8 protein-coding genes, 1 tRNA gene and 1 rRNA gene are annotated in these 14,203 nt (G+C 55.5%); 7 read left to right on the forward strand and 3 right to left on the reverse strand.

Annotation, left to right across the window (positions count from 1 at the left end; all coding sequences use genetic code 11):
- Positions 1 to 6 precede the first annotated feature (6 nt).
- The 6 genes from BMI79_RS08400 to aceK all read left to right on the forward strand — a co-directional run bounded on the left by BMI79_RS08400 (position 7) and on the right by aceK (position 6,542).
- Positions 7 to 82: transfer RNA gene (locus BMI79_RS08400), tRNA-Thr, on the forward strand.
- Positions 83 to 132: 50 nt separating this feature from the next.
- Positions 133 to 248: ribosomal RNA gene (rrf, locus tag BMI79_RS08405) — 5S ribosomal RNA — on the forward strand.
- 198 nt (positions 249 to 446) lie between these two features.
- The gene (metA, locus tag BMI79_RS08410; RefSeq protein WP_076941706.1) at positions 447 to 1,376 is read left to right on the forward strand and encodes a homoserine O-acetyltransferase MetA; all 930 of its coding nucleotides are present in this window, start codon (positions 447 to 449) and stop codon (positions 1,374 to 1,376) included.
- 386 nt (positions 1,377 to 1,762) lie between these two features.
- Entirely contained in the window at positions 1,763 to 3,361 is a 1,599-nt protein-coding gene (gene aceB / locus BMI79_RS08415) for a malate synthase A (RefSeq protein ID WP_076941707.1), read from the forward strand.
- A gap of 49 nt (positions 3,362 to 3,410) precedes the next feature.
- Positions 3,411 to 4,718 carry an isocitrate lyase gene (aceA, locus tag BMI79_RS08420; RefSeq protein ID WP_037403953.1) on the forward strand — a complete coding sequence of 436 codons (1,308 nt, stop codon included), beginning with the start codon at positions 3,411 to 3,413 and terminating at the stop codon, positions 4,716 to 4,718.
- A 72-nt stretch (positions 4,719 to 4,790) separates the two neighbouring features.
- Positions 4,791 to 6,542, forward strand: a complete 1,752-nt coding sequence (aceK, locus tag BMI79_RS08425) for a bifunctional isocitrate dehydrogenase kinase/phosphatase (protein WP_076941708.1) — start codon at positions 4,791 to 4,793, stop codon at positions 6,540 to 6,542.
- Positions 6,543 to 6,556: 14 nt separating this feature from the next.
- Here the strand turns inward: aceK and edd are convergent, their stop codons facing one another.
- The 3 genes from edd to iclR all read right to left on the reverse strand — a co-directional run bounded on the left by edd (position 6,557) and on the right by iclR (position 10,058).
- Positions 6,557 to 8,371 (reverse strand): phosphogluconate dehydratase, encoded by a 1,815-nt coding sequence (gene edd, locus BMI79_RS08430; RefSeq protein WP_076941709.1) that lies wholly within the window; start codon positions 8,369 to 8,371, stop codon positions 6,557 to 6,559.
- Positions 8,368 to 8,931 carry a gluconokinase gene (gntK, locus tag BMI79_RS08435; RefSeq protein WP_076941710.1) on the reverse strand — a complete coding sequence of 188 codons (564 nt, stop codon included), beginning with the start codon at positions 8,929 to 8,931 and terminating at the stop codon, positions 8,368 to 8,370. Before gntK ends, edd begins: the two co-directional genes overlap by 4 nt.
- A gap of 296 nt (positions 8,932 to 9,227) precedes the next feature.
- Positions 9,228 to 10,058 (reverse strand): glyoxylate bypass operon transcriptional repressor IclR, encoded by an 831-nt coding sequence (gene iclR / locus BMI79_RS08440; RefSeq protein ID WP_076941711.1) that lies wholly within the window; start codon positions 10,056 to 10,058, stop codon positions 9,228 to 9,230.
- A 373-nt stretch (positions 10,059 to 10,431) separates the two neighbouring features.
- On the opposite strand from iclR, the gene metH reads away from it, so the two are divergent.
- Positions 10,432 to 14,112, forward strand: coding sequence for a methionine synthase (metH, locus tag BMI79_RS08445; RefSeq protein ID WP_076941712.1), 3,681 nt, complete (start codon positions 10,432 to 10,434; stop codon positions 14,110 to 14,112).
- The last annotated feature ends 91 nt before the right edge of the window (positions 14,113 to 14,203 follow it).

Genomic DNA, 14,203 nt, shown 5'->3' on the forward strand with positions numbered 1-14,203 from the left:
TTGTGTGCTGATATGGCTCAGTTGGTAGAGCGCACCCTTGGTAAGGGTGAGGTCCCCAGTTCGACTCTGGGTATCAGCACCACTTTATTAAAGTGGTTTAGAAGTTCGGCAAAAAAAGAATTAAAGAATTTGCTTGGCGGCAATAGCGCGGTGGTCCCACCTGACCCCATGCCGAACTCAGAAGTGAAACGCCGTAGCGCCGATGGTAGTGTGGGGTCTCCCCATGCGAGAGTAGGACACTGCCAAGCATAAATTAAGCCGAGAGGCCATCCGCAAGGATGGCCTTTTTGCTTTTCTGGTTTGCCAACTCACGTTGCTGAACCTAATCCCCCTTGGCAATGAAACATTTTCACCTTCCTGTTGAAAACTCGACATGGTGCTAAAAAAACGCTATCTTCAGGCATCTAGAAGTCTAAACGTATAAATGGATATGTGAGGGTTAGGCGATGCCGATTCGTGTTCCTGATGAGTTACCTGCGGTAAATTTCTTGCGCAATGAGAATGTCTTTGTGATGACATCCTCACGAGCAAAAACACAGGAAATCAGGCCGCTAAAAGTGCTTATCCTTAACCTGATGCCAAAAAAGATCGAGACTGAAAATCAGTTCCTGCGCTTGCTTTCCAACTCCCCGTTGCAGATCGACATCCAATTGCTGCGTATCGACAGCCGCGAATCGAAGAACACGCCAGCTGAACATCTGAACAATTTCTACTGCAACTTTGAAGATATTCAAGATGAGAATTTCGATGGCCTGATTGTCACCGGAGCGCCTTTAGGCCTGGTTGATTTCTGTGATGTGGCTTATTGGCCACAGATCGAGCGTCTAATCGACTGGGCAAAGAACCACGTCACTTCTACGCTGTTTGTCTGTTGGGCAGTACAGGCGGCGTTGAACATCTTGTATGGCATTCCGAAGATGACACGCGAGGTGAAGCTCTCCGGGGTTTATCAGCACCAGACGTTGCAGCCGCATGCGTTGCTGACCCGTGGCTTTGATGAAACCTTCCTGGCTCCACATTCGCGCTATGCCGATTTCCCTGCCGATGTTATCCGCCAGTATACGGATTTGGATATTCTGGCCGAATCGGAGCAGGCCGGTGCCTATCTGTTTGCCAGTCGTGATAAACGCCTGGCATTTGTTACCGGGCACCCTGAGTACGATACCTTGACGCTGGCTGGCGAGTATTGCCGTGATAACGATGCTGGCCTTAACCCAAGTATCCCGCTGAATTATTTCCCAAACGATAACCCTGAGCTCACTCCCAAGGCTTCATGGCGTAGCCATGGTCATCTGTTGTTTTCCAACTGGCTGAATTACTACGTCTATCAGATCACTCCGTTCGATCTGCGTCATATGAACCCTACCCTCGAGTAATACTCTTTCCTAACATGGCGGCTGAATCGAGGCCGCCATGGCCTAATTCTATGCTTTTCCTCGCCTACCCAGCACTGTTACCAATCAATAATTCCTTTAAAAACAATTAAATAAACCGTTACTTGCCAAGTAATGGAACCACTTTCCTTGTTTGTTACTTGTTATAATTAATCTAATTTATTGATAATAAATGGTTAATAAAATATTTTATAAAAAAATGGAAATCGTTTTTGATTTTTATTTTTTGTTGGTTATTCTAGAGTCAAAAGGGCTGATATCTAACCAATAAGAGGTTGTATGTTCACCCTGAATGGCGGTGGTTTCTGACAATAATGCTTCGTTCAGCCAGCAATGGCGGTGCGGGATGATGGGGAAGGAGCAAGACAATGATGCAACAGATAGCAGGCACGGAGTTAACGTTTACGCGGGGTTTCAACGCGGCCGAGCGGCAGGTATTAACGGATGACGCGGTCGAATTCCTGGCGGAACTGGTGGCGAAGTTTACTCCGCAACGCAACAAGCTATTGGCTGCGCGCGTCTGCTGGCAAGAACATATCGATCGCGGTGGTTTGCCGGATTTTATTTCGGAAACCGCTTCCATTCGCAATGGTGACTGGAAAATTCGCGGTATTCCTGATGATTTACGTGACCGGCGGGTCGAGATTACTGGCCCGGTCGAACGCAAGATGGTGATCAATGCGTTGAACGCCAACGTTAAAGTGTTTATGGCCGACTTCGAAGATTCGCTGGCCCCAAGCTGGGACAAAGTGATCGAAGGGCAAATCAATCTGCACGACGCGGTGAACGGCACTATTTCTTATACCAATGAAGCAGGCAAGATTTATCAGCTTAAGCCGAATCCGGCGGTATTGATCGCTCGCGTGCGTGGTCTGCACCTGCCAGAGAAACACGTGCAGTGGCAAGGCGAGGCCATTCCCGGTGGATTGTTCGATTTTGCGCTGTACTTCTTCCATAACTATCGCCAGTTGCTGGCAAAAGGCAGCGGCCCATATTTCTACCTGCCGAAGACCCAATCCTGGCAGGAAGCGGCTTGGTGGAGTGAGGTGTTCAGCTTCACTGAAGATCGCTTCGAACTGCCGCGCGGTACGATCAAAGCGACCGTGCTGATCGAGACCTTGCCCGCAGTATTCCAGATGGACGAAATCCTCTATCACCTGCGCGATCATATCGTTGGGTTGAACTGTGGCCGTTGGGATTACATCTTCAGTTATATCAAAACGTTGAAAAACCACGGCGAGCGCGTGCTGCCGGATCGTCAATCCGTCACCATGACCCAACCTTTCCTCAGTGCCTATTCGCGCTTGTTGATCAAAACCTGCCACAAGCGCGGTGCTTTTGCGATGGGCGGCATGGCGGCATTTATCCCCAGCAAAGATGCAGAGCAGAATGCCGTCGTGTTAGATAAAGTGCGCGCAGATAAAGAGCTGGAGGCCACTAACGGCCACGACGGTACCTGGGTGGCGCATCCGGGGTTAGCTGATACGGTAATGGAAGTGTTTGACCGCATTCTGGGCGATCGCCGCAATCAGTTAGAAGTGCTGCGTGAGCAGGACGCACCGATCACTGCCGCTCAGTTGCTGGAGCCCTGCGACGGTGAGCGTACGGAAGCGGGGATGCGCGCCAATATCCGTGTGGCAGTGCAATACATCGAAGCCTGGATCTCGGGCAATGGTTGCGTGCCGATTTATGGCCTGATGGAAGACGCGGCCACCGCTGAGATCTCTCGCACCTCAATTTGGCAGTGGATCCACCATGAAAAGAGCCTCAGTAACGGCCAACTGGTGACCAAGGCGCTGTTCCGCCAAATGCTGAAAGAAGAAATGTTGGTGGTGCGTGAAGAATTGGGTGAGGCGCGTTACAACGCTGGCCGTTTCGCAGAGGCGACGCGCCTGATGGAGCGTATCACCACGCAAGATGAACTGATCGATTTCCTGACTCTACCCGGCTACGAATTATTGGCCTGATATACCGTTCCTGACTATTAACCCTACATTAATTGCAAAGGATAAAAATATGACAACCTCTCGCACCCAACAGATCCAACAGCTGGAACAGGAATGGAAATCAGCACGTTGGGAAGGCATCACCCGCCCCTACAGCGCTGCAGACGTGATCAACCTGCGTGGCTCGGTCAACCCGGTATGCACGCTGGCGCAAAACGGTGCGGCCAAGCTGTGGGAACTGCTGCACGGTAAATCCCGCAAAGGGTACGTCAACAGCTTAGGCGCGCTGACCGGCGGCCAGGCGTTGCAGCAGGCGAAAGCGGGCGTAGAGGCAATTTATCTGTCGGGCTGGCAGGTGGCTGCGGATGCGAATACCGCCTCTGCCATGTATCCGGATCAGTCACTGTACCCGGTAGACTCTGTTCCGGCGGTGGTTGAGCGCATCAATAATACCTTCCGCCGTGCCGATCAGATCCAATGGGCGAACCAGATTGAGCCAGGCAGCAAAGGCTATACCGACTATTTCCTGCCGATCGTAGCCGATGCGGAAGCCGGTTTCGGTGGCGTACTGAACGCATTCGAACTGATGAAGGCGATGATCGAAGCCGGTGCAGCCGGGGTGCACTTTGAAGATCAACTGGCGGCAGTGAAAAAATGCGGCCATATGGGGGGCAAAGTACTGGTGCCGACCCAGGAAGCGATCCAGAAACTGGTGGCTGCGCGTCTGGCGGCCGACGTGCTTGGCGTGCCGACTCTGCTGATCGCGCGTACCGATGCCGATGCGGCAGACTTGCTGACCTCCGATTGCGATCCGTATGACAGCGCCTTTGTGACCGGGGAGCGCACCGTTGAGGGCTTCTTCCGCACCCATGCCGGTATTGAGCAGGCAATCAGCCGTGGCTTGGCTTACGCCCCTTATGCCGACCTGGTGTGGTGCGAAACCTCAACCCCAGACTTGGCGGCCGCGAAGCGCTTTGCCGATGCGATTCATGCCAAATTCCCGGGCAAGCTGTTGGCCTATAACTGCTCACCATCCTTCAACTGGCAGAAAAACCTGGACGATCAGACCATCGCCCGCTTCCAGGACGAACTGTCTGCCATGGGTTACAAATACCAGTTCATCACTCTGGCCGGTATTCACAGCATGTGGTTCAACATGTTCGACCTGGCGCATGCCTACGCGCGCGGTGAAGGTATGAAGCACTATGTCGAAAAAGTGCAGCAGCCTGAATTCGCCGCCGTCGAACGCGGGTACACCTTTGCCTCGCACCAGCAGGAAGTGGGAACGGGTTACTTCGATAAAGTCACCACCGTCATTCAGGGCGGGGCCTCTTCTGTTACTGCACTGACCGGGTCGACTGAAGAACAGCAGTTCTAATTTCACCGCAGTAGCAATGTGTCATTCAGAGCCTGCATTTGCAGGCTCTGCCTCGTAGGCAGGAGGGGAAAGATGGTGGCAAAACGGGAGTTGTTGATCGCACAGACGATCTTGCAGGGATTTGATGCTCAATATGGCCGCTTTCTGGAGGTCACGGCCGGGGCGCAGCAGCGTTTTGAGCAGGCTGATTGGTTTGCCGTACAGCAGGCGATGAAAAAACGCATCCATCTTTACGATCACCACGTGGGCCTGGTGGTGGAGCAACTGAAATGCATCACTGGGCAGCGCTATTACGATGCGGATTTCCCCAGCCGGGTGAAGGCGGTATACACCGAATTACTGCCGGATTATCCACGTTTTGAGATTGCCGAGAGTTTCTTTAATTCGGTTTACTGTCGCCTGTTTAAACACCGCGATTTAACCCCGGATAAGCTGTTTGTCTTCAGTTCGCAGCCTGAACGGCGTTTCCGCGATATCCCACGGCCGCTGTCACGCAATTTTATGCCTAATGGCGATATGGCGGCGATGCTGCACAGCCTCCTGACCGATCTCCCGTTGCGACTGCCGTGGGAAGATCTGCCGCGCGATATCGATTACATCACGCAGGCACTGCAGCGGGACTTTAACCCCGAGCAACTGGCTGGCGCGACGCTCCAGGTCGCCAATGAGCTGTTCTACCGTAACAAAGCCGCCTGGTTGGTGGGCAAACTGCGCCTGGCCGACGGCGTTTACCCCTTCCTGCTGCCGATCCATCGCAGCGATTGCGGCGCTCTGTTTATCGATACCTGCCTGACCAGTAAGGCCGAGGCCAGCATCGTGTTTGGCTTTGCCCGTTCCTACTTTATGGTTTATGCGCCATTACCGGCGGCGATGGTGGAATGGCTGCGTGAGATCCTGCCGGGCAAAACCACCGCCGAACTGTATATGGCGATCGGCTGCCAGAAGCACGGCAAAACCGAATGCTACCGCGAATATCTGACCTTTATGGCGCAGTCTCAGGAACAGTTCATTATCGCTCCGGGCGTAAAAGGCATGGTGATGCTGGTGTTCACCCTGCCGTCTTTCGACCGGGTGTTTAAGGTGATCAAAGATGAATTCGCCCCGCAGAAAGAGGTCACGCAAGCCCAGGTAATGGCCTGCTACCAGTTGGTGAAGGAACACGATCGCGTTGGCCGCATGGCGGATACGCAGGAGTATGAGAATTTTGTGGTGGATAAGGCGCGCCTCAGCCCGGAACTGTGGGCGGAGCTACAGCTGGAAGTGCCGGAAAAACTGGAAGATCTCGGCGATCGGGTCGTGATTAAGCATCTGTATATGGAACGGAAGATGACGCCGCTGAACCTGTATCTGGAACAGGCTAACGAACAGCAACTGCATGATGCGATAGAAGAATACGGCAACGCGATTAAGCAGTTGGCGGCAGCGAATATCTTCCCAGGTGACATGCTGTTTAAAAACTTTGGCGTCACCCGCCACGGGCGCGTGGTGTTCTACGACTATGATGAAATTTGCTATATGACCGAAGTAAACTTTCGCGATATCCCGCCACCGCGCTATCCGGAAGATGAAATGGCCAGTGAACCCTGGTACAGCATCTCACCGAACGATGTCTTCCCAGAAGAGTTTCGCCATTTCCTGTGTGGCGACCAGCGTATCCGAAGGGTATTTGAAGAGATGCACAGCGATCTGTTCGAAGCGGATTACTGGCGGGGTTTGCAACAGCGGATTAAAGATGGGCACGTTGAAGATGTGTTTGCCTACCGCAAAAAGCGGCGCTTCAGCCAACGTTTGCCAGCCGAGCAAGCTCTGGCTCAGCATGGCTGAACCAGAGCGCTTGATTAAAAGCCGATGCAGCAGGCCCCTTGTTCCGCACCGGAAAGCTGGCTGCGTAACGCGCTGAACAGTTCGCGGCCACACCCAAGGTGCCCAGCGCCAAGTTCCGGTTGGTAAGCGGTGCGTTGGGCCAGTTCGGCGGCATCGACCAGCAGTTGCAATTCACCGGTGCGGCCATTAACGCGGATCAGATCGCCGTTTTGTATTTTTGCCAGCATCCCGCCGGTGCTGGCTTCTGGCGTGACGTGGATCGCCGCAGGCACTTTGCCGGAAGCACCTGACAGGCGGCCATCGGTCACCAGCGCCACCTTGAAGCCGCGATCCATCAGTACGCCAAGCGGTGGCATCAGCTTATGCAACTCAGGCATACCGTTGGCTTGCGGGCCTTGGAAACGCACCACTACCACACAATCCTGGTTCAGCTTACCGGCTTCAAAAGCGGGCACGATATCGTGCTGGCTTTCAAACACCAGCGCCGGTGCTTCGATAATCTGGTTATCAGCGGGCACCGCCGAGGTTTTCATCACAGCTCGCCCGAGATTGCCGGACAACACTTTGGTGCCGCCGTGGGGCTCGAAGGGTGCGCCAACGCTGGCGATCACGTTGTTATCCAGCGAGCTCTGCGCCCCATCGCGCCAGGCCAACTGGCCGTTATCCAGCCAGGGTTCCTGAATGTAACGCTCCAGGCCGAAACCGGCGACGGTGTGAACATCCTGATGCAGCAGGCCGTGTTTCAGCAGTTCACGCACGACCAACTGCACGCCTCCGGCGGCCTGGAACTGATTGATATCAGCCGGGCCGTTGGGGTAGATGCGGCATAACAGCGGTACGGCATCGGAAAGCTCAGAAAAATCATCCCAGTTGATGATGATGCCCGCCGCCCGCGCCATGGCGACCATATGCATCGTCAAGTTGGTCGAACCGCCGGTGGCTAACAGCGCAACCATGCCGTTAACCACCACTTTTTCATCGACCAACTGGCCGATCGGTAAATAATGGCCGCTGGTTTCGGTCAATCGTGTTACTTGGCGTGCGGCGGCATCGGTCAGTGCATCGCGCAGCGGCGTATCCGGGTGAACAAAGGAGGCGCCCGGCAGATGCAGGCCCATCACTTCCATCACCATCTGGTTGGTGTTGGCGGTGCCGTAGAAGGTGCAGGTGCCGATGCCGTGATAAGACGCAGCCTCGGCTTCCAGCAGTGCGTGACGATCTGCCTTGCCTTCGGCATAGAGTTGACGTACCCGCACTTTCTCTTTATTGGGCAGGCCGCTGCTCATTGGCCCGGCAGGCACAAACACCGCAGGCAGATGGCCGAAAGACAGCGCTGACATCACCAACCCCGGCACAATCTTGTCGCAGATGCCAAGGAACAGCGCGCCGTCGAACATGTTGTGCGCCAACCCGATAGCAGCGGACATGGCAATGACATCGCGGCTCATCAGCGAAAGCTCCATGCCATCCTGCCCCTGAGTCACGCCATCGCACATGGCGGGCACGCCACCGGCCACCTGACCGACTGCGCCCACGCTGTGCAGCGTCTGTTTCAGCCGCTGCGGGTAATTTTCGTAGGGCTGATGGGCCGAAAGCATGTCGTTATAGGCGGTGATGATGGCGATGTCGCTACGCACCATATTTTTCAGCGCGGCCTTATCGCTGGGCTGGCAGGCGGCAAAGCCGTGCGCCAGGTTACCGCAGGCTAACTGTGAGCGGTGCACGGTCTGGGAACGGGCTGCGGCGATGCGCGCCAGATAGGCCGTGCGGCTCGGTGTCGAACGCTCGATGATGCGTTGTGTGATGCGGGACAGCGTGTGGTTAATCATATCTTCCTCACCGTGTTATGAAAGGCGCAGGCATCCTGGGGCAAAAAACGCTGGATGTGGTGCAGGGTATCGGCGATCACCGCGTTTAGTGGCTGGTTGATGTCGATGGCGATAACATCGTTTTCATCCAGGCCCGGTTGCTCCAGCGTGGCAAACTGTGTCACCAGCATCTGCGGTTTGAAGAAGTGCCCTTTGCGCGCTGCCATCCGGGCTTCGATCACCGGGAAGTCGCCGTGCAGATAGATGAACGACAAATTGTTGTTACCGGCCCGCAGCCGATCGCGGTAGCGCTTTTTCAAGGCTGAGCAGACGATGAGGGAGACCGGGTTGGTCCGCTGCATGGCAAAAGCCGCATCGTTTAATGCTGCCAGCCAAGGAGCGCGATCGTCATCGTTCAGCGGTTCGCCTGCGGCCATTTTCAGGATGTTGCAGCGTGGGTGCAGAAAGTCGCCATCAAGGAAATTGGCGGACAACTGTGAGGCAACGGCGCTGGCAACGGCAGATTTGCCACTGCCGGAAACGCCCATAACGACGTAAACTCGATTCTGGTTGTGGATCATGGCTTGGCTCCCAATCTGTCGGTGGCATTATGCGGGTAATGATTGTTACCGGTAACATGTTATCGGTAACATTGTCGGGGGAAATATTTCTGGTTGCAATCGGCTTTAACAGGCAGGATCGCTAACTGTGATCGGCATCATGATTTCAGTTGGCAGGGAAACAAGATCTCTACAGAGCGTTACAGAAATACAACAGAGGGGCCGCCCATCTGGCCAGGGTGGGCGTTAGGCTGTGCCCCTCAATGGCCCATGCGTGCCGCTGGTGGCCAATTGAGGGACACAGCCTGGTAACAGCGTTAACGCACTCCACCGTATTCGAGGCTGATCTCTTTGGCGGCGTGTATTACCAGCGCCCCGAGTTCGGTGACGCGATCGTCGGTGATGCGCGAAACCGGGCCAGAGATGGAGATCGCCGCAAAAGCTTCGCGGTGCTCATCGAAGATACAGGCCGCCACGCAGCGCAGGCCGAGGGCATGCTCCTCATCATCAAACGAAAAGCCCTGCTTGCGGATCAGCGCCAGCCCTTCTTTCAGGTTATGGGGCGTCAGGGTATGCGTGGTATAGGTGTGCATGCCTTTTTTATGCAGCAACTTGGTTACCTGATCGTCTGAAAGCGTGGCAAGAAACGCTTTACCCGCGCCAGAAGCGTGCATCGGCAGTTTGCCGCCGATCGGGGCCGACATGCGCATCAGCGCGGTGCACTGTACCTGATCGATAATCACCGCCTGATACTCGCTGGTATCCAGCACCGCCAGATTGACCGTTTCACCCGACTCTTCCATCAGGCGGCGCAGCGTCGGGTGTACCATAGCCAGCAGATTGCGGCTCTGCAGGAAACTGCTGCCGACGACAAACGCATGAGCGCCCATGGTCCACAGGCCAAGATCGCCCACCTGGCGCACAAACCCTTGTTGTTGCATGGTGGTGAGCAGGCGATGAGTGGTGGAATTAGGCAATCCGGCCTGCTGGGCCAGATCGGTCAGCGCCACGTTACCGTGCGCTTCGGCAATATATTCCAATAATTTCAGGCCGCGGGTCAGTGACTGGACCTGACCGGTGGCAGCACTGGCGGTGGGTGCGGCGGCGCGCGGCTTCTTGCCTCGCTTGGCGGGTACGGGTGTGGCCATGATTCACCTTCTATTTTCCGTATGGTGGAATTCATTTTCGTTTTTTGAGTATGAATTGCAATACGCATCTTTGCTCATCGGATCTGTTGGCTAATCAACCTGTGCTCTAAATAATTCGAGTTGCAGGAAGGCGGCAAGCTTGTGAGTCCCCAGGAGCATAGATAACTATGTGACTGGGGCGAGTAAGCGCAGCCAACGCACATGCAACTTGAATTACGACGAGCATGAAAAACTCTCAATGAGTGCCCACACCTTTGCCGACATAACCTGTGCTAGGATGACTCGTTTGTTTTTATGGCATTTGGGCGATGGCGATTATCGATATCCGGTAGGTTTGACAGCAATTAAACGTCGGCGGGTATGAGGGGTGACAGTGACAAATCGAGTAGAACAACTGCGTCAGCAGTTAGCGCAGCGTATTTTAGTGTTGGACGGCGGTATGGGCACCATGATCCAGAGCTATCGGCTGGAAGAGCAGGATTATCGTGGTGAACGTTTTGCGGACTGGCAAAGCGATCTGAAGGGCAACAACGATCTGCTGGTGCTGACCAAGCCAGAGGTGATCACGGCGATCCACCACGGTTATCTGCAGGCTGGTGCCGACATCCTGGAAACCAACACCTTCAACTCCACCACCATTGCCATGGCCGACTACCATATGGAGTCGCTGTCTGCCGAGATTAACTATCAGGCTGCGTTGCTGGCGCGCGCCTGTGCCGATGAATGGACCGCGCGTACCCCGGAAAAACCGCGTTACGTTGCCGGGGTGCTCGGCCCGACTAACCGTACCGCGTCCATCTCGCCCGACGTGAACGATCCGGCATTCCGCAATGTCTCTTTCGATCAACTGGTAGAAGCCTACCGCGAATCGACCCGCGCGCTGGTGGCGGGGGGCGTCGATCTGATCATGATCGAAACCATCTTCGATACCTTGAATGCCAAAGCCGCCGCTTTTGCGGTGGAAACCGAATTTGAAGCCTTGGGGGTGACGCTGCCGATCATGATTTCCGGCACCATTACCGACGCTTCCGGCCGCACCCTGTCCGGCCAGACCACCGAGGCCTTTTACAACTCGCTGCGCCACGTTAAGCCGCTGACCTTCGGCCTTAACTGTGCGCTTGGCCCAGACGAACTGCGCCAATACGTGGCGGAGCTGGCGCGCATTTCCGAAAGCTACGTTACCGCGCACCCTAACGCCGGTTTGCCGAATGCCTTTGGGGAATACGATCTGGATGCCGAAGAAATGGCGAAACAGGTGGGCGAATGGGCGCAGGCCGGTTTCCTGAATATCATCGGTGGTTGCTGCGGCACCACACCTGCTCATATCGCCGCGATGGCGAAAGCGGTAGAGGGTGTGCCGCCACGCCAATTGCCAGAGCTGCCGGTCGCCTGCCGTTTATCCGGCCTGGAGCCGCTGAATATTGATGCCAAATCGCTGTTCGTAAACGTGGGTGAACGCACCAACGTCACCGGTTCGGCGCGTTTCAAACGCTTGATCAAAGAAGAGAAATACAGCGAAGCGCTGGCCGTGGCGCGCCAGCAGGTGGAAAGCGGTGCGCAAATCATCGACATCAATATGGATGAGGGTATGCTCGACGCCGAAGCGGCGATGGTGCGCTTCCTTAGCCTGATCGCCGGTGAGCCGGATATTGCCCGCGTGCCAATCATGATCGACTCCTCCAAATGGAGCGTGATTGAAAAAGGCCTGAAGTGCATTCAGGGCAAAGGTATTGTTAACTCGATCTCAATGAAAGAGGGCGAAGAGGCCTTTATCCACCATGCCAAACTGGTGCGCCGTTACGGTGCGGCAGTGGTAGTGATGGCGTTTGACGAAGTCGGCCAGGCCGATACCCGCGAGCGCAAGTTCGAGATCTGCCGCCGAGCCTATAAGATCCTCACCGAACGCGTTGGCTTCCCGCCGGAAGACATCATTTTTGACCCGAACATTTTTGCCGTCGCTACCGGGATCGAAGAGCATAACAACTATGCCGTCGACTTTATCGAAGCCTGTGGCGACATCAAAACCCATCTGCCGCACGTGATGATTTCCGGGGGTGTCTCCAACGTATCGTTCTCGTTCCGTGGTAACGATCCGGTGCGCGAAGCGATCCACGCGGTGTTCCTGTATCACGCTATCCGTAACGGTATGGATATGGGGATCGTCAACGCCGGGCAACTGGCGATCTACGACGATCTGAGTGCTGAACTGCGAGATGCGGTGGAAGATGTGATCCTCAACCGCCGCCCGGACGGCACCGAGCGCTTGTTGGATCTGGCGGAAAAATACCGCGGTAACAAAGACAGCGAAGTGGCGGTGCAGCAGGCAGAATGGCGCGGCTGGCCGGTGGCCAAACGCTTGGAATATTCCCTGGTTAAGGGCATCACCGAGTTTATCGAACTCGACACCGAAGAAGCTCGCCAACAGGCAGAACGGCCGATCGAAGTGATCGAGGGGCCGTTGATGGCCGGGATGAACGTGGTGGGCGATCTGTTCGGCGAAGGAAAAATGTTCCTGCCGCAGGTGGTGAAATCTGCCCGTGTGATGAAGCAGGCGGTGGCTTACCTCGAGCCTTATATCGAGGCCAGCAAGCAAAAAGGCACCACCGCAGGCAAAATCCTGCTGGCGACGGTGAAGGGCGACGTGCATGACATCGGCAAAAACATCGTCGGCGTGGTGCTGCAATGTAATAACTACGAAATTATCGATCTGGGCGTGATGGTGCCAACGGACAAGATCCTCAAGACCGCGCGTGAAGAGAAGGTGGATATTATCGGCCTGTCGGGCCTGATCACCCCGTCGCTGGATGAGATGGTGAACGTGGCGAAAGAGATGGAGCGCCAGGGCTTTACCTTGCCGCTGCTGATTGGCGGTGCCACCACGTCCAAGGCCCACACTGCGGTGAAGATCGAGCAGAACTACAGCGGGCCGACCACCTATGTGCAAAACGCTTCACGTACCGTTGGCGTGGTGTCGGCGTTGCTGTCGGATAGCCAACGTGATGAGTTTGTGGCCCGCACGCGCAAAGAGTATGAAACCGTGCGTATCCAACACGGGCGCAAGAAGCCGCGTACGCCGCCGGTCAGCCTGCAGCAGGCGCGGGATAACGCCATGGTGCTGGACTGGGAAAACTATCAACCGCCGGTGCCGAATCAACTGGGGGTCTTCCCGGTAGAGGCGAGTATCGATACCCTGCGCCGCTATATCGACTGGACGCCGTTCTTTATGACCTGGTCGCTGGCGGGCAAATACCCACGCATTCTGGAAGATGAAGTGGTGGGTGAAGAGGCCAAACGCCTGTTCCAAGATGCTAACCAGATGCTGGATCAACTGGCGGAAAGCGGCAGCCTCAATCCGCGCGGCGTCTTCGGCCTGTTCCCGGCCAACAGTGTGGGCGATGACGTGGAGGTTTACCGCGATGAAAACCGCGACGAGGTGCTGGTGGTGAGCCGTCACCTGCGTCAGCAGACCGAAAAAACCGACTTCCCGAACTACTGCCTGGCGGATTTCGTTGCGCCGAAAAGCAGCGGCAAGGCCGATTACTTTGGCGCGTTCGCGGTTACCGGCGGGCTGGAAGAAGATGCGCTGGCGGCGGCCTACGACGCTAAACACGATGATTACAACAAGATCATGGTGAAGGCGTTGTCGGATCGTTTGGCGGAAGCCTTTGCCGAATACCTGCATGAGCAGGTGCGTAAGCTGCATTGGGGCTTCGCGGCTGAGGAAAATCTGAGTAACGAAGAGCTGATCCGGGAGAATTATCAAGGCATCCGCCCGGCACCCGGCTACCCGGCTTGCCCGGAGCATACCGAGAAAGCTGAGATCTGGCAGTTGCTGGACGTTAACCGCCATACCGGCATGAAGTTGACCGAGTCCTTCGCCATGTGGCCTGGGGCGGCGGTTTCCGGTTGGTATTTCAGCCACCCAGAGAGCAAGTATTTTGCCGTGGCGCAAATCCAGCGCGATCAGGTGGAAGACTATGCGGCGCGTAAAGGTATGAAAATCAGCGACGTTGAGCGCTGGTTGGCCCCGAATCTGGGATATGACGCGGATTAGCTGAGTGAGTTCACCGTAGCGCGATAGCGGTATTTTGAACAACGTGCTGGAGCAGAAAATGAAAAGCGTTCAGCACGTTGTAAAGAGAAGC

Origin of the sequence: Serratia oryzae (assembly GCF_001976145.1) — a bacterium.
Taxonomy (GTDB): domain Bacteria; phylum Pseudomonadota; class Gammaproteobacteria; order Enterobacterales; family Enterobacteriaceae; genus Chania; species Chania oryzae.